We start from the raw sequence: 20,833 nt of genomic DNA, 5'->3' as shown, positions 1-20,833 counted from the left end.
GTCGACGCTTCACGATGTCCCAGACGACCCCTCATCCGGCGCTTCGCGCCACCTTCTCCCGCAAGGGGAGAAGGGAAAGAAGCCCCGCTGCTCGGATGAGCTGACGGCCTAAATCCGCACCCGCTTCTCCGCCACGGCGGCGAACAGCTCCGCGTCGAGCGGCGTGAAGCGACCCTCGGTCGGGTGCGCCAGATAGAGCGGGTCGGCGACCAGCGCCGGGTCGCAGCCCTCCCGCACCAGATCCATCTTGCGCTGCTTGAACGTGCCGGTGACGTCGATGGCGCGGCCGATCCGCAGGAACACCGGCCGCGCGTAGGGCGGCAGGCTGGACGTGAGGAAGGCGTGGAGGCCGGCGAGGTCGAGATCCCCCTCCGTCACCAGCAGCGCCATGCCGGCCCGGCCGTCGTAGCCCGGAGCCGCCACGCCGTAGACCGTGACGTCGGTCACGCCGGGGAACATCGAGATGGCCTCGGAGACCTCCGAGGTCGCGACGTTCTCGCCCTTCCAGCGGAAGGTGTCGCCGATCCGGTCCACGAAGTAGAAGTAGCCGTTCGCGTCCTGCCGCATCAGGTCGCCGGTGCGGAACCAGCGGTCGCCGGGCTCGAAGGCGTCGGTCAGGATCTTCCGCTTCGTCGCCTCCGGGTCGGCGTAGCCCTCGAAGCGCATCGAGGGCTTCGACGGGTCGTTGAGGATGCGCCCCACCACCTCGCCCACTTCGCCCGGCGGGCACTCGACGCAGCGGCCCGAGGCGTCGCGCACCTCCTCGCAGGCCTCCACGTCGAAGCGGATGACCTTGGTCGGGAATTTGCGCTTCATGTACCAGGGGATGCGCCCGACGGCGCCCGGCGTGCCGTCGAGGTTGAACAGCGCGACGTTGCCCTCGGTCGCCGCGTACCACTCCAGAATGAACGGGATCTTGAAGCGCTCGGCGAACTGCGGCCAGACGTCGGGGCGCAGGCCGTTCCCGCAGACCAGGCGCAGCTTGTGCCGCGTCTCGGCCTCGCACGGGGGCGTGTGCACGAGGTAGCGGCAGAGCTCGCCGATGTACTCGGCCAGCGTGCACTCCGTCGCGACCACGTCGTCCCAGAACCGGCTCGCCTGGAAGCGCTCTCGGATGACCACCGAGGCGCCCGCGAGCAGCGGCGCGCAGGCCGCGATGACGCCGCCCACGGTGTGGTACATCGGCAGGCAGTCGTACATCCGGTCGTTCGGCCGCACGCCCATGGCGCCCATGAAGCCATGGGTGATCGCCATCAGCCGGTAATGGTTGATGTTGGCGGCCTTGGGCATGCCCGTGGTGCCGCTGGTGTAGATGAACAGCGCGCGGTCCTCGACCGTCAGCCGCGGCAGGTCGGCGGTCGGCAGCGGCGCGCCGGAAAAGCCCGACAGGGCCTCGTCGATTCGCGCTCCGTCGAAGGCGGCCTCGCCCTGGGCCGCGCCATGGAGCCAGACCGTCGGCCGCGGGTCCACGCTCACGAAGGGATCGGCGGAGGCGTAGGCTGCGGCGAGGTTCCCGCCGACGATCACGTGCTTTGGCGCGACGATCGAGATGCAGTGGGCGAGCGGCCCGCCGGACAGGTTGGTGTTGAGCAGCGCGACCACGCCCCCGACCCGGGTGATCCCGAGCCAGCAGGCGAGATAGTCCGGCCGGTTGGTCATCATCAGGGCGACGACGTCGCCCTTAGCCACGCCGTTCGCCTGCGCCCAGCGGGCGTAGGCGTTGGCCCGCGCGTCGAGCTCCGCGAAGCTGTAGGTTTCGTGCTCCGAAATCAGGGCCGTGCGGGAGCCGTGCTTCGCCGCGAGATCCGCCACGACGTGCGGGAACACCCGCCCGCGGTCGCGGCCGATCGGCATGGTGGCGCGCAGCGCCCGCAGAACCCCCTTGAGGAAAAGCCAGTCCCGCGCGAGCCGCGACCACGGCGCCATGCACCCTCCTGCGCTTCGTTCAGCCCGCGATGCGGCGGCGAAGCGTCTTCGTTGTCGTCCCGCAGTGAAGCCTGCCGGCCCAAGCGCTGTCCACCCCTGCGAAGCGTGAAGCCACTGCGGCTGATCGCAATCGAACGTCACAATCCTGAGTCAGAGAACGCGGGCGATCCCTCCCCCGGGAGGGGAGGGTGGACGCAGCGAACTCCCCTGTTGCGGAGTTCGCTATTGAGAGTTGCGCGCAAGGCGGGAACACCCGCCTTGCGAAGCTCGGCCGGGTGGGGTGCGATCAGAACGGAGCTCCGCGCCTAAGACCCCACCCGACCCTTTGCTTCGCAAAGGGCCACCCTCCCCACGCCTTCGGCGCGAGGAGGGACATCCCACGTCTGCTACTCAACCGCCGTAACGCCCACTCACCCGAGCAGCCCGCCGGCGCGCGGCGCGAGCGGATTGTCGGTCATGGCCGCGCGGTCCGGCCGGTCCGGCGCGATGCGGCCGGCGAAGGCGGCGTAGAGCTTCGCGAGCAGGTCGGGCTCCAGCCCCTCCCCGATCGCGACCAGCCGGGTGCGGCGATCGTCGTCCGGCCAGGCGTCGAGGAAACGCGGGGCGGCGAAGACGTGGCGCACGCCCTGCACCACCAGCGGCCGGTCCGGCTCCTCCACCAGCCGTATGAGCCCCTTCAGCCGCAGCAGCTTGGGCGCATGCGCCGAGCGCAGCAGCTCCACGAACAGATCGTAGGACGCGCGCGTCAGCGGCGCCTCGCTCGCCAGCGCGACCGAGACCACCGCGCCATGGATCGCCGGCAACGCCGGCAGATCGGGCTTCGGCGCGTCGTGGCGTTCGAGCACCTCGCCCGCCGTCACGGCCGCGGCGTCGACCACGCGCGCCATCGGCGCGAGCGCCGCGATGGCCGCCCGCGTCGCGGCGGCCTCGGGACCGCTCGCCACGTCGATCTTTGAGAGCGCGACGAGGTCGGCCATCGCCGCCTGCCGGGCGGCCTCGGCGCGCTCCGCCAGCGTCGCGGCGCCGTCGACGGCCGAGACCACCGCGACCACGCCCGCCAGCTGGAAGCGCAGCGCGAGATAGGGATGGAGCGACAGCGTCTGCAGCACCGGGACGGGATCGGCGAGCCCCGTCGTCTCCAGCATCAGGCGGCTGAACAGGGGAATGCGGCCGTTGTCGCGGGCGCGCAGCAGGCCTTCGAGCGTCTCGATCAGGTCGCCGCGCAGCGTGCAGCACAGGCACCCGCCCGCGAGCGCCACGACGCCTTCGGCCGCATGCTCCACCAGCAGATGATCGACGCCGATCTCGCCGGCCTCGTTGACCACGACGGCCGCGTCCGACAGCGCGGGGTCGCGCAGCAGCCGGTTCAGCAGCGTGGTCTTGCCGGCCCCCAGGAAGCCGGTGAGCACGGTGAGCGGGATCGGGGCGAGACGGGGGTCGGTCATGGAACCGGCAGCGGGAGAAACGGGGACATCGAAGAGCTGCCGCCTCGGAGAAAGTCCCTGAGGCGTCAAAACCCAGCGCCCGTCATCCCCCGGCTTGTCCGGGGGATCCAGGCTTCATGGGACGCAGCGTCCGAAACGTGGACGCCCCGGATAAACCGGCGCGTGACGCGCCTTATCTTGAAGCGTTCAGGACGCCCGCCTCAGAACGACTTGCCCTCGGCCGGCGCGGCGTTGCGGTAGATCCCGCCTGGCACGGCGACGGGCGAGTTGGAGGCGGCGTTGGGACCCGGCGACAGGGTCTGGCCGGCGCTCTTCGGCGTGAGCTCGATCTTCACGCGGCCCTTCTTCTCGGTCGAGGCCGCGGTCTTCTTCGGCCCCTTCGCCGCGGGCTTCGCCTTCTGCGGCGTCGCGGCCTTCAGCGGCTTCACCTTGGCCGAGCCCGGCTTCACGGCGGCGCCGGGGATCAGCGCCGGGGTCGTCGAGGCCTTCGGCGCGAAGGCCGGCGGGTCCTCGTCGAGACCGCTCGGCTTGGCCGCCATTTGCGGGGCGTTCGGCGCCGGCGTGGCGTAGACCATGACCGGGTTCACCTGGGTCTTGGCCATCAGGATCGGCCGCCAGGGGTGGCCGTTCGGGTCGAGCTTGCGGGCGGCGCGGATCTTGGCGCTGGACTTGCCGCACATCTGCTCGCGGAGGTCGACGGGGAAGGCCGCCATCATGTCGGGCAGGCTCGCCAGCGTGCCGCGGGCCGTGGTCGCCGCGAAACCGCGCTCGAAGGCGTCGATCGCGGTCTCGGACCGCTCGATCGGCGTCGGCGCGCCGAGCACCACGGTGACGAGGTGACGGCTGCCCCGGGTCGCGGTCGCCACCACGTTGAAGCCGGAGGCGCAGACGTAGCCGGTCTTCATCCCGTCGGTGCCGGGATAGCGCCCGACCAGGCCGTTGTGGTTGCGCAGGATGCGGTCGCCGATCTGGATGGCGTCGAGCGAGAACAGGCCCGCCCACTGCGGAAAGTCGCGGTAGAGCCGGGTCGCGAGCACCGCCATGTCGCGCGCCGTCGTGCGCTGCAGGTCCGGGCCGGGCTTCACGGGCAGGCCGTTCGGATTGACGAAATTGGTGCTCGTCATGCCGATGCGGCGGGCGGTGGCGTTCATCTCGGCGACGAAGCCCTCGACGCTGCCGGAGGCGCCTTCGGCCAGCAGGAAGGCGATGTCGTTCGCCGACTGCACCATCAGCATCTTGAGCGCGTCGTCGACCGTGACGGTCTGGCCGACCTGGAAGCCCATCTTCGAGGGCGGCTCGGCCTGGGCGCGCGCGCTGTAAACCAGCGAGGCGTCCCGGCGAAGCTTGCCGTTCTGGATCGCCTGCAGGACCACGTAGGTGGTCATCAGCTTGGTCAGCGAGGCGGGATACCAGGGGACGGTCGCCTCCTGCGCCTCCAGCACCTGGCCGGTGGCGACGTCCGCGACGACGAGGGGGTTCGCCGAGGCCGGCGCGACCAGCGCGAGCGTTGCGGCGAGCCACGCGACGGCGCGGCGGGCGGGGGACTGGAGCATGGGCGCAATCGTACTCGTGATGCGTGGTCGTCGAGGCGACGCTCTTGCCCTCGCGCATCGCCGACGCGCGACCGGGCCAGGGACACCTGCCTAAAGAACGCCTGCCTGAGGCAGGACCGTTGTACCTTCAGAGTCGGAAAAGTCCAATGACGGGCGTTCACGAGGGGCGGAGCGGGGGACGGTCTTCGGGGAGAAGCCCGCGCGCTCTTTCCCGTCTCCCCTTGCGGGAGAAGGTGGCGCGAAGCGCCGGATGAGGGGTCGTCCGGGACGCCCGCTCCGGCGTCATCCTTCCTGCAGCGCCGGGTCGGCCGCGTGCGCCAGCGCCTGGGCGGCGACCAGCTTCGCGAAGGGGCCGTCGGCCGCCGCGAGACGGGCGAAGGAGCCGCTTTCGACGATCCGCCCACGCTCGAACACCAGCACGCGGTCCGCGGATCGCACCGTCGCCAGCCGGTGGGCGATGACGAGCGTGGTGCGGCCGGCGCGCGCGGCGTCGAGCGCCGCCTGCACCTTCTGCTCGGTGTGCGCGTCGAGGGCGCTGGTCGCCTCGTCGAGCACGAGGATCGGCGGGTCCTTCAGCAAAGCGCGGGCGATCGAGAGCCGCTGGCGTTCGCCGCCCGAGAGCGAGGCGCCGCGCTCGCCGAGCACGGTGGCGAAGCCCGCAGGCAGGCGGCGGACGACGTCCAGCACCTCGGCCTTGGCGCAGGCGGCCTCGAGCTCGGCGTCGGTCGCCTCCGGCCGGCCGACGCGCAGGTTGTCGGCGATGGTGCGGGCGAACAGCATCGGCTCCTGGAACACGACGCCGATGTTGCGCCGAAGCCCCTCCAGCGTCATGTCGCGGATGTCGACGCCGTCGATCAGGACCCGGCCCTCCTGCGGGTCGAAGGCGCGGTGCAGCAGCGACAGCGTGGTCGACTTGCCCGAACCGGTTGCGCCGACGAGCGCCACCGTCATGCCCGGCGTCGCCTCGAACGAGACCTCGGCGAGCGTCGGCCTCCCCGCCTCATAGGCGAAGGAGACGCGGTCGAAGGTCACCTCCCCCCGCACCCGGCCGGGATCGCGCGCGTCCGGGCGGTCGGCGACCTCGGGCACGGCGTCGAGAAGCGCCAGGAATTCGCCGATTCGCGGGGCGTTCAGCAGCGCCATGTTGACGAGCGCGACCGCGTCGCCGAGCCGGGCGACGACCAGGGTCGCGAGGGCCGCGAAGGTGACGATGTCGCCGACGCTCGCGAGCCCCTGAGCGTTCAGCGCCGCGCCCGCCAGCACCACGCCGAGCACCGTCAGCGTGCCGGCGGCGGGGGTCGCCGCGGCGGCGTAGGCCCACCACGACAGGATTGGCATCTGCGCGTCGAGCAGGCGCTGCATCACCCCGCGCACGACGGCCATCTCCCGCCCGACGCTTGCGAAGCTCTGCACCACCGCGACGTTGCCGATGGCGTCGGCGGCGTGCTGGGCGAGGTCGGAGTGGTAGCCCTCGATGTTCTCCTGCTGGGTCTGCGTCTTGCGCAGCAGGGCGATCAGCGCGATCCCGAAAACGACCACGAGCCCGATCAGGATCAGCCCGAGCCACAGATTCAACGCGAGCGAGGCCGGCAGCAGCGCGACGACGCCGACCAGCGTCGCGAGTCCCGAGCGGAAGAACGACAGCCAGACGTCGGCGAGCGCGTTCGCGCCCATGGTCAGCGCCTTGACGATGCGGCCGGAATGGGTGCGCCGGTGGAAGCTCAGCGGCAGCGTCAGCACATGGCCGAAGGCATCGGTCATGGCGGCCAGCCGGCGGCGGTGCGACAGCCGGTCGGCGTGGAGGCCGACCAGAACCCTCCCGATGATGGCGGCCAGCGCCACGGCGCCCCAGGCGGCGGCGAGCGCGGGGATGGCGTCGGCCTCCCCACGCGTCAGCCTGTCGATCACCTTGCCGAACAGCACCGGCTCCGCGAAGGCGGCGAGCGCCAGCGCCACGTTGCCGAGGGCGAGCATCACCGCGAGCGGCCGCTCCGGCCCCAGCAGGCCGATGGCGCGGACGTAGGTGGCGAAAATTCCCGGAGCGGGGCGATCGGCGGAGGGTGGGACGGACATGGCCGGAAGGATCGCCAAAACGTCCCGTCGCGCAAGGCCCGCGCGATAACGCAACCTTAAGATCCGGCCCCGGCCGGACCACACGTTAACAGGTTGTTTACCCTCTTCGTTAACTGTGCGTTGAGAGGTCTCCGCCCCGGCGGGGTCCTCGATCAGAGCCCCCAACCCGCCGCGCGGAGCCGGACAGCCGGGCGCGATGGGACGGGGCGACGCCCAGGGTGCGCGCCATGAGCTTGAGCGATCCGAGATACGTGACGGCCGGCGCGGACGAAGCCGAGGCTGGCGGCCATCGGCTGGAGCGGCTAGCGGAACGCCTTTCGGACGCGCGGCGCGCCAGCGACAGCTCCTCTCCCCTGCCGGAGCTCGAGCAGCTGGTGTCCATGCTGGCGCAGCGCAACATCCAGACCGAGGACCGGCTCGCCAACGCGCTCGAGGGCCTCGCCCGCTGGGTCGAACGGTCCGGCCCCGCCACGCCCGCGGCCCCGGCGGCGATCGCGGCGCCCGAACCGGTCGCCCCGGCGCCGGTCCGCGCGCCCGCCGCCGAACCCGCGGCGGACGACCTCGAGGCGCGTCTCACCGCTTTCGCGCGCACGCTCACCGAATCGTCGCCCCCCGCCCCCGCGACGCCCGCCGAACCGACGCAGAAGCCCGCCCAGCTCGGCTCGCTTCGCGCCGCGCTCGCTGAAATCGCCGCCCGCCAGAAGGATCTGGACGCGGACGATGATGCCCCGGCGCCCCGCGCCGCCGCCGTCGCTCCCACCGCGCCGCAGGCGCCCGCCGCGCCGATGGTCGATCCGATCGCGGTCGCCGGCCTGCGCGAAGAGATCGAGACGCTTGGGTCCGCGATCCGCGACATGCCCACCCGCACCGAGGTCGACGGCCTCGCCCGCGAAATGGCGGCGCTGGCCGCGCGGCTCGGCGAGGAGCGGCCGGCCCGGCTCGATTCCGTCTCGCTGATGGCGATCGACACCCTCGTCTCCGAGGTCGACCGGATGCGCGGCGACGCGGCGAGCCCGCAGATGCTGGCCCGCTTCGCCGACGAGCTCGGCGCCGTCGCGGCCCGGCTCGACCATCTGACGCCGGCGAGCCCCGAGCTGTTCGACACGCTGGCGCGGCGGATCGAACAGGTGCGCGAGGAACTCACGCAGTTTCCGCCGATGGCCGCGGTCGAAGGCCTCGCGACCGAGATCCAGGCCGTGCTCGCCCGCCTCGACGCGCAGGAGCGCGCCGCCGCGCCGACCCAGCAGGCCGTCGCGGAGCTGTCGGGCAAGGTCGCGGTTCTCGGCGGCAAGATCGACGGCATCGCCGCCGCCGCGGAACAGCGCGCCGAGGAAGCCGAGCGCATGGGCCAGGCGGTGCGCGCCGAGCTCGCCACGCTGTCCAGCGCCGACGCGATGGAAAGCTTCAGCCGCCAGATCGAGAGCCTGACGGCGAAGCTCGAGAGCCGGCGCCAGCAGGGGCTGTCCACGGATGAGCTCAGCGCGAAGATCCCCGCGCTGATCGACAAGATCGACGAATTGACCGCGGCCTCGGAGGCGCGATCCTCGGACGCCGAGCGCGTCGCAGGGGCCGTGCGCGCCGAACTCGCGGCGATCGCCCAGCCCGCCGCCAAGCTCGACGACATCGGCCGACGGATCGAAGGGCTCACGCTCGAGCTGGCCCGACGCCCTGCGGGATCCGACGGCGTCGAGGCCATCGCCGGGAAGATCGACGGTCTCGGCATCCGGCTCGAGGCGGTCGCCGCCGCGGCCCGCGCCCGCGGCGCCTCCGCCGAGCGCGTCGAAGAGGCGGTCCGCGGCATCGCCGAGCACCTGATCGCGACCGCGCAGGCCGACGCCGGCGGGGCCAAGACCTTCGGCGGCATCGAGGCCTTCGGCGGCCTCGAGACGCGCATCGAACAGGTGGTCGACGGCCTGGACCGCGCCGGCGGTCGGCTCGACGATCTCAACGCGGGCTTCGCCTCGCTCGCCGCGCGGGTCGAGCAGGCCGCAGCCGAAGCCGGACGGAACGCCGTCGCGGCGCTCCGGGCGGACGGCGCCCAGACCACGACGCCGCTCGCCGACGGCTCCGACCAGCTCGCCCACGCGCTGCTCGAGATCAAGGCCGCCTCCAAGCGCGACGACCGGCGCACCTCCGACACGCTGGACGCGGTCCGGCTCACGCTCGAGCGCCTGATCGACCGGATGGAGGCGATCGACGAGGCGCTGAACGCCCACAGCATCGGCGTCGCCGAACGCCGGCCTGCGTTCGACGACCGTCCGCAGACGGCGCCCGCGCCGCGCGTCGACGCCACGGAAGCCGCCCGCGCCGCCGCGCGCCGGGCGATGGAGGAAATGGAAGCCTCCGGCGATCTCGCCACGCGCTTCGGCCGCCCGCCGACCGACGCCGCCTTCCGGCCGGTCGCCGATCTCGCGTCCGACCACCCGCTCGAGCCGGGCGCGGCGCTGCGCGCCGAGCGCCGGACCGACGGCCTGCTGGACGCCCCTCATGAACCGCAGCCCGAGACCCCCGCGGGCGACGTCGGGGCGCTGAGCGCCGCCGCGCTGATCGCCTCGGCCCGGCGCGCAGTGACGCGGCCGGCGGCCGACGCCGACAACGTGCTCGCCGAGACGACGACGGACGAGCGCCGCTCCCGCGCCGCCGGCGTCATGGCGGTCCTGAAGGCCCGGCGCCGCCCGATCCTGCTCGGGATCGCGGCCGCTCTGATCGTGCTGGGCGTGCTGAAGGCCGCCACCAGCATCAGCGACCACGGCGCGGAGACGGCGCCCGAGCCGGTCGCCCCGGCCGTGGAGAGCGGCCCCCCCGCCCAGCCGGCCCCGCAGCTTCAGGCGCCGGAACCCGCGCCCCAGGCCCCTGCGCCGCAGCCGGCTCCCGCTGCGCCCGCGGAGCCGCAGCCCGTCGAGCCCGCTCCGGCGCCGAAGCCGCGCGCCGAGGTCGCCCCGCCGCGCGCGAAGGCCGCCGACATCACCGATTTCGCCTTCGCCCAGACCCTCGATCCTTCGGGCCAGAAGTTCACGGCGCCGCCGAAGAAGGACGACATCGTCACCGGCTCGATCAACCGCGGCGACGCGCTGCCGGATTCCATCGGCGGCTCGATGCTCCGGCTGCGCGCCGTGCAGGGCGATCCCTCGGCGCAGCTCGAAATCGCGGACCGGCTGGCCGCAGGCCGCGGCGTGGAGGCCGATCCGGTCGCCGCCGCCCGCTGGCTGGAGAAGGCCGCGGTCCAGGGCCTCGCCCCGGCGCAGCACCGCCTCGGCAGCCTTTACGAAAAGGGCCGCGGCGTGCCGCGCGACCTCGCCGTCGCCCGCCGCTGGTACGAGCAGGCGGCCGCCTCCGGCAACGTGCGCGCCATGCACAATCTCGGCGTGCTGCACGCCGAGGGCGGCCTGGGCAAGCCGGACTTCGGCGCGGCGATCGTGTGGTTCCGCATGGCCGCCGAACGCGGCCTCGTGGACAGCCAGTACAATCTCGCCGTGCTCGAGGCCCGCGGCCTCGGCGGCAAGCGCGATCTGGCCGACGCTTACAAATGGTTCTCGCTTGCGAGCGCCCAGGGCGACCAGGACGCCGGCCGCAAGCGGGACGACGTGGCGAAGGCCCTCGGCGCCGCCAACGTCGCGAGCGCCGATCAGCTGGTGACGACCTTCAAGCCGCGCGCGGTCGACCCCGCCGCGAACGAGGTCCCCACCCCTCCCGGCGGCTGGGACCAGGCCTCTGCGAACTCCGCCGCCGCCCCGATGCAGCTGCGCTGATCGGCGCCTGACGCGTTGACAACGCCCGTCCCGGCGGGCGTAACCACATCTGATCGGACGGCGCGGCGGGCGCGCCGCCGGCGCGTCGCGGTCCATGCAGATCTATCTTCCGATCGCTGAACTTCCGGTGGACGTGCTGCTCGTGATCGGCATGAGCCTCGCGGTCGGCTTCGTCTCGGGCCTGTTCGGGATCGGCGGCGGCTTCCTCATGACTCCGCTGCTGATCTTCATCGGCGTGCCGACCGCCGTCGCGGTCGCCTCCGAAGCCCCCCAGATCGCCGCCTCCGCCTTCACCGGCGCGCTCGCCTACTGGCGCCGCCGCGCGATCGACCTGAAGCTCGCCGGCGTGCTGCTCGCGGGCGGCGTGGCCGGCACGGGGCTCGGCGTCTGGTTCTTCAACGCCATGCGGGCCGCAGGCCAGCTCGAGGTCGTGATCGCGGTCTCCTACGTGGTCCTGCTCGGCGCGATCGGCGGGATCATGCTCACCGAGTCGCTGAAGGCGCTTCTCAAGACGAAGCCCGCGGCGCCCGCCCGTCGCGTCGGCGGCCGCAGCCTGATCGACCGCCTGCCGCTGAAGCTGCGGTTCAAGCAGTCGATGATCTACGTGAGCGCGATCCCGCTGGTTGGGCTCGGCGTGTTCGTCGGCTTCGTCGGCGCGGTCCTCGGCATCGGCGGCGGATTCCTGCTCGTGCCGGTGCTGGTCTACGTGTTCCGCGTGCCGACGGCGGTGGTGGTCGGCACCTCGCTCGCGCAGATCCTGATCACCATGCTCGCGGCCACCGTGCTGCACGCGACCGTCAACGCCTCGGTCGACGTGGTGCTCGCGACCCTGCTGATGCTCGGCGGGTCGATCGGCGCGCAGTTCGGCGTGCGGGCTGGCCAGAAGCTGCGCGGCGAGCAGCTGCGCCTGCTGCTCGCGCTGCTGCTGCTGGCCGTCGGCGCCCGCTTCCTGGTCGAGCTCGTGGCGGAACCGGCGGAGCCGTTCTCCGTCTCGACGACGGGCCGGCCGAAATGAGGCCGCTCGCGGCCCTGGCCGGTCTCGCGCTGCTCGTCGCGGCGGGGCCGGCGCGGGCGGAGAAGCTGGTGCTCGCGCTGTCCTCGCAGCAGATCGCCATCGCCTCGAACTACGCCGGATCGGACGTCACCCTGTTCGGCGCCGTGAGGCCGGACGGCGAGACCGAAGCGCTGCAGCGAGGCTACGATCTCGTGGTCACCGTGCGCGGGCCGGCGACCACGCTCGAAGTGCGCGAGAAGGAACGGACCGCGGGGCTCTGGGTCAATCGCGAGCGGCGCCGGTTCCCACGCACGCCGTCCTATCTCGCCACGCTCTCTACCCGCCCGCTCGATGACATGCTGTCGCCGGAGATCCGCGAGGGGCAGCGGCTCGGCCTCAAGGCGGCGGCCGCGCCGCGCGGCGAGGACCTCGGCCGGCCGGAGTTTTCCGAAGCGCTGATCCGCCTGCAGACCGGGCGCGGTCTGTGGCGCGAGGAGCCGAAGGGCGTCGTCTTCCTCGACCCGACGCTGTTCCGCACGACCTTCCACCTGCCGCCCAACGTCCCGTTCGGCGCCTTCGAGGCGGACGTCCGCCTGTTCGCCGCCGGCGTCCCGATCGCGCGCGAGACCATCACCTTCCGGGTGGTGAAATCCGGCTTCGAGGACCGGGTCGCGGCGCTCGCGGAGAACTGGCGTCTCGCCTATGGTGTCGCGACGGCGCTGCTGGCGCTCGCCTTCGGCTGGACGGCGAGCGTGGCGTTCCGCCGGGATTGAGCCCGACCGCCGTCGCGGAGCCGCCCATGACGCTGATCGCATCCGAGCCGGCCGGCGACGACCGCGACATTCCCGAAACGCCGCTGGCGCTGGGCCTCGCCGGGCTCACGCCCTTCATCGGCCTCGCGCTCGCCCTCGCGCTCCAGCATCCCGTGCTGTTCGGGATCGACGCCGCGTTCGCGCTGACGGCCTATGGCGCGACAATCCTGTCCTTCCTCGGCGGGGCGCACTGGGGCCTCGCCCTGCGCCACCCCGCCGCCGACATCCGGCGCGCGCTGTACCTCGGCGCCATGGTCCCGCCGCTGTGGGCCTGGGCCGCCCTGCTGGTCGGCGGCGCCGGCGGCCTCGCGCTGCTCGCGGTCGGCCTCGTCGGCCACGGGATCGTCGACGCCGCGCGGTCCGGCCGTTTCGCGGCGCCGCGCTGGTACGGACGGCTGCGCCTCGTGCTCACGGCGGTCGCCACGATTGCGACCGTGGCCGCGGCTGTCGTCGTCGGCTACGCCGGATGACGCAGCCTCCGCCGAAGGCCGCGGTCGCGACCGTCGGCTTCTGGCGGGCGGCCGGCCACGACCGGTGGTACGCGCAGAGCGACGCCTTCGACGCCCTCGTCCGCCGCCGCCTCGGGCGGCTGCAACGCGCCGCGGCCGGCGGCGCCCTCGACGATTGGGCGGAGACGCCGGTCGGCGCCCTTGGCCTGCTGATCCTTCTCGATCAGGCGCCGCGCAACCTGTTCCGCGGCGCGGCCCGAGCCTTCGCGACCGATGCCGCCGCGCAGGAGGTCGCGACGGCCGCCGTCGCCCGCGGCTTGGACCGCCGCACGCCCTGGCCGCTGCGCCAGTTTTTCTATATGCCGTTCGAGCACGCCGAAGATATTGCGCTGCAACGTCGGGCGCTCGCGCTGTTTCGCGCGTCGGGCGACGCCGAAAGCCTACGATGGGCGGTCGTTCACGCCGAGATCATCGAGCGGTTCGGACGGTTTCCACATCGGAACGTCATAGTTGGGCGGAGATCGAGCGCCGCTGAGCTGGACTACCTCGAAAACGACGGCTTCCAGGGACGACTTCGTTTACGATCTTCCCGAACCCATCCTTAAGCGCGGCGGCGTTATTCGATTGCCTCAATCGAGTAGGGATCGTCGAATGCCCAGCGACGCAAGCGCATGCCATGACGGCCGCGACGCAGAGGAGCCGAACGGGTTGAACCCCGTCGCCCGCCTGGCCGCGCGCCTGCGTGGGCTGCTCGCCGACCGCTCGGACACCGCGACCGCGAAGAAGGTCGCGGGCGGCGCGTTCCTGTTCCGGGTCGGCAACGCCGGCATCGCCTTTGCGTCCCAGATCCTGCTCGCGCGCTGGATGGGCGAGAGCGAGTACGGGATCTACGTCTACGTCTGGACATGGGTGCTGCTACTCGGCGGCATGACCAGCCTCGGCCTCGCCTCCGCGCCGCAGAAGTTCATCCCCGAATACGCCGACGGCGGCGACCACGCGCTGCTGCGCGGCTTCCTACTCGGCAGCCGGCTGCTGTCGATGGTCTTCGCCACCGTGGTCACCGCGGTCGGCCTGCTCGCGCTCTGGCTGTTCGGCGACGTCCTCGATCACTGGGCGATCGTGCCGCTGGTGCTCGCCCTGGTCTGCGTGCCCATGTACGTGCTGACCGACGTCCAGGACGGCATCGCCCGCACCTACAACTGGATCGACGTCGCGCTGGCGCCGGCCTACCTCGTCCGGCCGCTGCTGATCCTCGCGCTGCTCGCGGCGCTGAGCTGGGCGGCCTACGCCCCGACCGCCGTGACCGCGATGGCTGCCACCATCGTCGCCACCTGGGTCACCGCCATCGCCCAGCTCGCGCTGCTCGAGAAGCGCCTGCGGGCGCGCACGCCGCGCGGCCCCCGCGCCTTCGCGCCGCGCACCTGGATGGCGGTGTCGCTGCCGATCTTCATGGTCGAGGGCTTCTACCTGCTCCTCGCCTACACCGACGTGCTGGTGCTCTCCGCGTTCCGCGAGCCGCACGAAGTCGGCGTCTACTACGCCGCCGTGAAGGTGATGTCGCTCGTCGCCTTCGTCTCGTTCTCGGTCTCGGCGGCGGTCGCCCACCGCTTCACCGAATACGCCGTCGCCGGCGAGCGCGAGCGGCTCGAGACCATGGTGCGCGACGCCGCCCGTTGGACCTTCTGGCCCTCGCTCGGCGGCGCCGTGATCATCCTGGCGCTCGGCTGGCCGATCCTGTGGCTGTTCGGCCCCGCCTTCGTCGAGGGCTACCCCGTGCTGTTCGTGATCGCGATCGGGCTGCTCGCCCGCGCGACTGTCGGACCGCTCGAGCGCCTGCTCAACATGCTGGGCCAGCAGAACGTCTGCGCCGCGGTCTACGGCGGCGCCTTCCTGCTCAACATCGCGCTCGCGATCGCCCTGGTGCCGGGCTTCGGCATGATGGGCGCGGCGGCCGCCACCTCGCTCACCCTGGTGATGGAGTCGATCCTGCTGTTCGTCATCACGCGCCGCCGCCTCGGTCTCGGCGCCCTGCCCTGGGGACGTGGCCCGGGCGGCCGTCCCGTCGTCTCGCGGGTGGCCGAAAGCGTCGCGACCGGCGCGACCGACATGGGCGCCGTCGGTCCCGCGCCCTCGCTCGATCTCGGCGTCGCCGCCGGCGCGCGCTTTGAGATCCTCGACGTCGCGGCCATGACGCGCGTCCGCGCCGCCTGGGCGGACCTCGCCGCCCGCGCGGCCGAACCGACGCCCTTCGCGGCCCCCGACTTCGCGATACCGGCGGCGGCGCATCTCGCGACCGCGCGCCGAGTTCGCTTCGCGGTCGTGTGGGACGCGGCCGGCGCGATGCTCGCGGCGCTGCCCATCACCCCGCGCCGCCTGCTGCCCTGGACCGGCGGCGCGTCGACCACCCTCTGGGCCTATCTCGGCCCGCTCGGCACGCCGCTCCTCGACGCCGCACGCGCGCCCGAAGCCATCGCCGCGCTGCTCGACGGCCTCGCGCGTTCGGGCCGCGCCACGCTGCTGTTCCGCCTGCTGCCCGAGCACGGCCCGGCCGCCGCGGCCCTCCGGACGGCGCTCGCCGCCACCGGCCGCGCTTCGGAGCGGATCGACGGCTACGGCCGCGCGTTGCTCGTCACCGGCGCCGACCCGGAGGCCTTCCTCACGGCCTCGCTGTCGTCAAAGAAGCTGAAGGAGCTGCGCCGCCAGCTGCGCCGCCTCGGCGACGAGGCGCCGATCTCCTTTTCCGAAGCCCGCGCGGCGCACGAGACGCCCGGCGCGCTCGACCGCTTCCTGGCCCTTGAGGCCAGCGGCTGGAAGGGCAAGGGCGGCACGTCGATGCGCGACAACGCCGACCAGCTCGCCTTCATCCGCGAGACGATCGAAAACCTCGCGGCGAACGGCGACGTCCGCTTCCTCGAGATGACGGCCGGCGACGCCGTCGTCGCCTCGGCGCTGGTGCTCGTGAACGGCCGTCGCGCGTGGTATTATAAAACGGCCTACGACGAACGCTTCGCCAAGAACTCGCCGGGCGTGCATCTCACGCTCGAACTCACGCGCCGCCTGCTCGAAGACCCGGAGATCGACAGCGTCGACTCCACCGCCATCGCGAACCACCCGATGATCGACCACATCTGGCGCGACAAGCTCGCCCTCGTCGACCTGATGGTGTCGTCGCGTCCCGGGGCCGCCCGCACGCTCGCCCTCTCCGCCGCCGCCGAACGCCTGCGCCGCCGCGCCCGCGTCCAGCTGCGGGACCTCTACCTCCGCGCAAAAGGACTCGTTCGATGAACGCAACGCTCAGCGCCGCCGCGACGGATCTCGCGGCTTCCTACCCGCTCCGCCATTTCCGCATCACCCACGATCTCGCCTCGCATCCGCTGCTGCAGCTGCCGCGGCTGATCGCGCTGACGAAGGAGCTCGAGCGCGACCGGTTCGAGTACAACTCCGGCAAGCTCCAGCCGAACCAGAAGGCCGAGGACACCCCGCTGGTGAGCCTTACGCCCGAGGAGGTGGTGGCGCAGATCGAGACCGCCGGCGCCTGGATGGTGCTGAAGCGCGTCGAGAGCGTGCCGGCCTACCGCGCGATGATGGAGGAGGCGCTGCTGTCGATCGCGAAGCAGCTCGGCCACACCAGCCTCGACGGCGCAAGCTTCCGCGACATCGAGGGCTACATCTTCGTCTCGTCCGCGAACTCGGTGACGCCGTTCCACAGCGACAACGAGGACAACTTCTTCGTTCAGATCCGCGGCCCGAAGTTCTTCCACCTGTTCGACAACGACGACCGTTCGCTGGTGTCGGAAGAGCTGCTGGAGAGCGCGCCGTCGAAGCATCGCAACCTGCCCTACGAGCCGAAGTTCGAGGAGCGCGCGACGGTCTACGACCTGAAGCCCGGCGAAGGCGTGTTCGTGCCGTATCAGGTCCCGCACTGGGTCCGCACCGGCGACGACTACTCCATCTCGATGGCGATCACCTGGCGCTCGGCGGACGTCGTGCGCCGGAACAAGCTGCTGTTCATGAACGCCTGGCTGCGGGAGAAGGGCTTCGCCCAGCCGGCCCCCGGCAGGAAGCCTGCGCTCGACGGCCTCAAGGTCGCGGCCTACACCGCGGCCCGCTCGGCGATCGAGCCGCTCCGCCGCAACGAGACCATGCGCCGCCTGCTGCGCTCGGTCGTGTTCGGCAAGAAGGCGAACTACTACTACGAGGCCCAGAAGGCTGCCGAGAAGAAGGCCGCCTGAGAGCGACAGGCGTCATCCCGGACGGGCGGAAGCCCGAGCCGGGATCGTCGTCCGGCCTGCGCTTACGACCAGCGCCAATTCGGAGGACGATCCCGGCTCTCCGCTTCGCGGCGGCCGGGATGACGCTATGCCCGCTCGCGAAGCAGCCGGCGGATGACCTTGCCGGTGGTCGTCAGCGGTAGTTCGGCGACGAACTCCACCTCGCGCGGGTATTCGTGCGCCGAGAGGCGGTCGCGGACGAAGGTGCGGATCGCGTCAGCCAGCGCGTCGTCGCCGACGACGCCCTCGCGCAGTTGCACGAAGGCCTTCACGATCTGGGTGCGCGTCGGATCGGGCTTGCCCACCACCGCCGCGAGCGCGACCGCCGGATGGCGCGACAGGCAGTCCTCGATCTCCGTCGGGCCGACGCGGTAGCCGGATGAGGTGATGACGTCGTCGTCGCGGCCCACGAAGCGCACGTAGCCGTCGGCGTCCATGACCGCCTGATCGCCGGTCGTCATCCAGTCGCCGCGAAACTTGGCCGCGGTCGCCTCCGGCTGGTTCCAGTAGCCGAGGAACATCACCGGGTCGGGCCGGCGCACGCAGATCTCGCCCGGCTCGCCCGGCGCGCAGGGGCGGCCCTCGGCGTCGAACAGCGCCACCTCATGGCCCGGCGTCGGCTTGCCGATAAAGCCCGGCCGCGACACGCCGACGCCCGCGGCGGAGGCCAGCACGTAGTTGCACTCGGTCTGGCCATAGACCTCGTTGACGATGAGGCCGAGCTCGTCCTGGGCCCAGCGGAACGCCGTCTCGCCCAGCGCCTCGCCGGCGGAGACCACCGACCGCAGCTCCAGCCGGAACCGCTCGCGCGGCTTCGCGACCGCGGCCATCAGCCGGAGCGCGGTGGGCGGCACGAAGGCGTTCCGGACCTCGGCCTCCTCCAGCAGCGCGAAGGCCGCCTCGGGATCGAACTTCGCGCGGGGCTGCGCCACGACAGGCACGCCGTAGTGCAGCGCCGGCATCGCGAGGTTGAGCAGGCCGCCGGCCCAGGCCCAGTCCGCCGGCGTCCAGGCGCGATCGCCCGCCCGCGGCAGGAAGTCGTGGGTCATGCGGAAGCCCGGCAGGTGCCCGATCAGAACCCGGCCGGCGTGCAGCGCGCCCTTGGCCGCGCCGGTCGTGCCGGAGGTGTAGATCATCAACGCGGGCGCCTCCGGCCCAAGCTCGACCTCGGGCGCCGCCCCGCCTTCGGCGAGCAGGGCGTCGTAGCCGAGCGCGTCGCCGTCGGCGCCGTCGACTGAGACCACGATCTCGAGCGCCGGCGCGGGCGTCGCCATGCCGGCCAGCCGTTCGAGCCCGGCCGCCGTGGTGACGACGGCCTTGGCGCCGGAGTCGGTCAGACGGTGGGCCAGCGCGTCCGGCCCGAAGGCGAGCGCGAGCGGCATGGCGATGCCGCCGAGCCGGGAGATCGCCACATGGGCGACGATCGCCTCCGCCCCCTGGGGCAGCATCACCCCGACCCGATCGCCCCGCACGACCCCGCGCGCGGCGAGTCCCGCGGCCAGCGCGTGGGAGGCCGTGCGGATCTCGCCGTAGGTGGTGGGCGCGAGCGCCTCGCCGGGCCGCTTGACGAGCACCGCGACGCGGTCGGGCTCGTCGATCGCCCAGCGGTCGCAGATCGCTTCGGCGATGCTGAAGCGCGCCGGCAGGTTCCAGTCGAAGGCGGCGCGAAGCCGGTCGTAGTCCCTGATTTCCGGCAGCGGCGCGGCGTCCCCGCCGAGCCGCGCCGGCCCGTCGCCGCTCACGCGTCGGACGCCTTGACGACCGGCGCGAAGGCCTTGAGCACTTCGTCATAGACCCCGCGCTTGAACGGCACGATCAACTCCGGCAGCTCGGCGATGTCGGCCCACCGCCAGTCCGAGAACTCGGCTTTGTGGCCGCCGGGCGAAGCCACGTTGACCTCGGCGTCGTGGCCAGTGAAGCGAAAGGCGAACCAGCGCTGCGTCTGCCCGCGGTAGCGCCCGGAGCGGGTGCGCGCGAGCACCTCCGGCGGGAAGTCGTAGGCGTACCAGGCGGGGGATTCGGCGATCAGTTCGACCGACGACACGCCGGTCTCCTCGTAGAGCTCGCGCTTGGCGGCCGCCAGCGGCTCCTCGCCGCGGTCGATCCCGCCCTGCGGCATCTGCCACTCGTAGGCGCGGACCCGGGGTTCGACGTCGCCCCCCTTGCGGCGGCCGACGAAGACGCGGCCGTCGGCGTTGACGAGCATGATGCCGACGCAGCGGCGGTAGGGGAGATCGGTCATGGGCCGGTCACGATCGGGTCTGCGCGCCGCCGGCGGCGCTGACGGGCACGAGCGCGACGCCGCGCTCCGCCAGACCCGCCCGCCAGATGTCGACGCGTTTCAGGAGCAGGGGCGACAGCGTGGCCCAACCGACGGCGACCTTGCCCGAGCGCGCCTCGCGTTCGAGGCGGGCGAGCGCCACGTCGACGCCCTCCGCGTCGGACGCGGCGTCGACCACCACCGCGGGGCGGGCGAAGGGCAACCCCGCCTGGCCGGCGATCGGCGAGGCCTTGTCGGCGCGGTTGGGCGCGCCGCCGATGAACATCAACCCGCGCCGCGCGAGCTCGACGAAGATCGGCTGCAGCGCGGGCTCGGTCTCGAGGAAGCGGGCGCCGGCGAGCGGGGCCAGCCCGACATAGCCTTCGGCGCGGCCGAGCGACCAGCGCAGCCGCTCGAGGTTGGCGGACGCCGGAAGGTTGGTCAGCAGGGTCTGCGGGCCGGGGTCGTTGGCGGGGTAGTCGAACGGCTCCATCGGCGCCTGCAGCAGGACCTCGCGGCCGGCCCCGCGCGCCTTGGCCACGAGATCGGCGACGTCGGAACCATAGGGCGAGAACGCGACCGACACCTCCGCCGGCAACGCCGCCAGCGCCTGCAGCGTCGCCTCGCGGCCGACCCCCAGCCCGCCGACGACCAGCGCGACCCGGGCGCCCGTGGCGGTCTCCGCGCCGCGGGCGTAGGCGTCGAGGGGCCGCCGGCCATCGGCCGCGACGCGCGGCAGACCGCCGTAGCGGCTGTCCTCCAGAAGCGCCGTGTCGATCTCGCCCGGCGCGGCGCGCGCGCCGCTCTTGGCCGTGCGGCCGTCTTCCGCGCCGGGCACGCGAATGATGACCGGGCCGCTCTTCGGCATGGGATCGCCCGGCCGCACGATCGGCACCCCGTCGCGGGACGCCGCCTCCGGCTTCGCTTCGGCGTGGGTCTCGGGGGCCGCCGCGGTCTCCGGGGCGGGCGCGCCGCGACGCTCGATCGCGGCGGTCACGACGGGCTGGCCGCCGAGCGGGTCGGTCACGACCATCGCCCAGACGCCGCCGAACGCGAGGACCGCGAGGACTGCGGCCGCCAAGACCGCGGCGGGGTCGACGCGCGGACGCCGACGCGCGGCCGCGGCCCGCATCTTCCCCAGTCTGCCCTCCACGGGCTTTTCGAGATCGTCGTGGGTCATCGCCCCGGATCGCTGCGCGCCGTCCCGGTGGCGCGTTGCGAATCATAGCGGATTCGCAACGCGGCCGCCTCAGGCTTTCGCCGGAGACGGCCGCGGAAGATCAGGTCCGGCGGGGCCGCCG

General features: G+C 72.7%; 14 protein-coding genes. 7 read left to right on the top strand and 7 right to left on the bottom strand.

Features of this window, described 5'->3' with window-relative positions; translation table 11 throughout:
• Window positions 1–108 precede the first annotated feature (108 nt).
• The 4 genes from K244_RS0119395 to K244_RS0119380 all read right to left on the bottom strand — a co-directional run bounded on the left by K244_RS0119395 (window position 109) and on the right by K244_RS0119380 (window position 6,997).
• A complete protein-coding gene (locus K244_RS0119395) occupies window positions 109–1,926 on the bottom strand; it encodes a long-chain-acyl-CoA synthetase (RefSeq protein WP_020187955.1) in 1,818 nt (605 codons plus the stop codon).
• A gap of 410 nt (window positions 1,927–2,336) precedes the next feature.
• Window positions 2,337–3,371, bottom strand: coding sequence for a GTP-binding protein (locus tag K244_RS0119390; protein WP_020187954.1), 1,035 nt, complete (start codon window positions 3,369–3,371; stop codon window positions 2,337–2,339).
• Between the two features lie 200 nt (window positions 3,372–3,571).
• Window positions 3,572–4,924 carry a D-alanyl-D-alanine carboxypeptidase family protein gene (locus K244_RS22355; protein ID WP_020187953.1) on the bottom strand — a complete coding sequence of 451 codons (1,353 nt, stop codon included), beginning with the start codon at window positions 4,922–4,924 and terminating at the stop codon, window positions 3,572–3,574.
• Between the two features lie 282 nt (window positions 4,925–5,206).
• On the bottom strand, window positions 5,207–6,997 hold the full coding sequence (locus K244_RS0119380; RefSeq protein WP_051460168.1) for a glucan ABC transporter ATP-binding protein/ permease: 1,791 nt from the start codon (window positions 6,995–6,997) through the stop codon (window positions 5,207–5,209).
• A 227-nt stretch (window positions 6,998–7,224) separates the two neighbouring features.
• Here K244_RS0119380 and K244_RS0119375 point away from each other — a divergent pair, with 227 nt between their 5' ends.
• The 7 genes from K244_RS0119375 to K244_RS0119345 all read left to right on the top strand — a co-directional run bounded on the left by K244_RS0119375 (window position 7,225) and on the right by K244_RS0119345 (window position 17,233).
• On the top strand, window positions 7,225–10,746 hold the full coding sequence (locus K244_RS0119375) for an SEL1-like repeat protein (protein WP_155931863.1): 3,522 nt from the start codon (window positions 7,225–7,227) through the stop codon (window positions 10,744–10,746).
• A 94-nt stretch (window positions 10,747–10,840) separates the two neighbouring features.
• The gene (locus tag K244_RS0119370) at window positions 10,841–11,761 is read left to right on the top strand and encodes a sulfite exporter TauE/SafE family protein (protein WP_020187950.1); all 921 of its coding nucleotides are present in this window, start codon (window positions 10,841–10,843) and stop codon (window positions 11,759–11,761) included.
• On the top strand, window positions 11,758–12,513 hold the full coding sequence (locus K244_RS0119365) for a TIGR02186 family protein (protein ID WP_020187949.1): 756 nt from the start codon (window positions 11,758–11,760) through the stop codon (window positions 12,511–12,513). Before K244_RS0119370 ends, K244_RS0119365 begins: the two co-directional genes overlap by 4 nt.
• A 26-nt stretch (window positions 12,514–12,539) precedes the next feature.
• A complete protein-coding gene (locus tag K244_RS0119360) occupies window positions 12,540–13,022 on the top strand; it encodes a DUF3429 domain-containing protein (protein WP_020187948.1) in 483 nt (160 codons plus the stop codon).
• Window positions 13,019–13,606 (top strand): DUF924 family protein, encoded by a 588-nt coding sequence (locus tag K244_RS0119355; protein ID WP_020187947.1) that lies wholly within the window; start codon window positions 13,019–13,021, stop codon window positions 13,604–13,606. The genes K244_RS0119360 and K244_RS0119355 overlap by 4 nt, the downstream gene beginning before the upstream one ends.
• A 103-nt stretch (window positions 13,607–13,709) precedes the next feature.
• The gene (locus tag K244_RS22890) at window positions 13,710–16,286 is read left to right on the top strand and encodes a GNAT family N-acetyltransferase (RefSeq protein WP_020187946.1); all 2,577 of its coding nucleotides are present in this window, start codon (window positions 13,710–13,712) and stop codon (window positions 16,284–16,286) included.
• The gene (locus K244_RS0119345) at window positions 16,283–17,233 is read left to right on the top strand and encodes a cupin-like domain-containing protein (protein ID WP_020187945.1); all 951 of its coding nucleotides are present in this window, start codon (window positions 16,283–16,285) and stop codon (window positions 17,231–17,233) included. The genes K244_RS22890 and K244_RS0119345 overlap by 4 nt, the downstream gene beginning before the upstream one ends.
• 125 nt (window positions 17,234–17,358) lie before the next feature.
• Here K244_RS0119345 and K244_RS0119340 read toward each other — a convergent pair whose 3' ends face one another.
• From K244_RS0119340 to K244_RS0119330, 3 genes are read right to left on the bottom strand one after another with little or no spacing between them, the layout of a single operon-like run.
• Window positions 17,359–19,014: an AMP-binding protein gene (locus tag K244_RS0119340; RefSeq protein ID WP_020187944.1), complete on the bottom strand. Its 1,656-nt coding sequence runs from the start codon at window positions 19,012–19,014 to the stop codon at window positions 17,359–17,361.
• Entirely contained in the window at window positions 19,011–19,514 is a 504-nt protein-coding gene (locus K244_RS0119335) for an RNA pyrophosphohydrolase (protein WP_020187943.1), read from the bottom strand. Before K244_RS0119335 ends, K244_RS0119340 begins: the two co-directional genes overlap by 4 nt.
• A 7-nt stretch (window positions 19,515–19,521) precedes the next feature.
• A complete protein-coding gene (locus K244_RS0119330; protein WP_020187942.1) occupies window positions 19,522–20,712 on the bottom strand; it encodes a divergent polysaccharide deacetylase family protein in 1,191 nt (396 codons plus the stop codon).
• Window positions 20,713–20,833: the final 121 nt, after the last annotated feature.

The organism is Methylopila sp. 73B (assembly GCF_000526315.1).
Lineage (GTDB): Bacteria > Pseudomonadota > Alphaproteobacteria > Rhizobiales > Methylopilaceae > Methylopila.
Note: the sequence above shows the minus strand (reverse complement) of the source record. Positions and strands in the feature narration are given on the sequence as shown.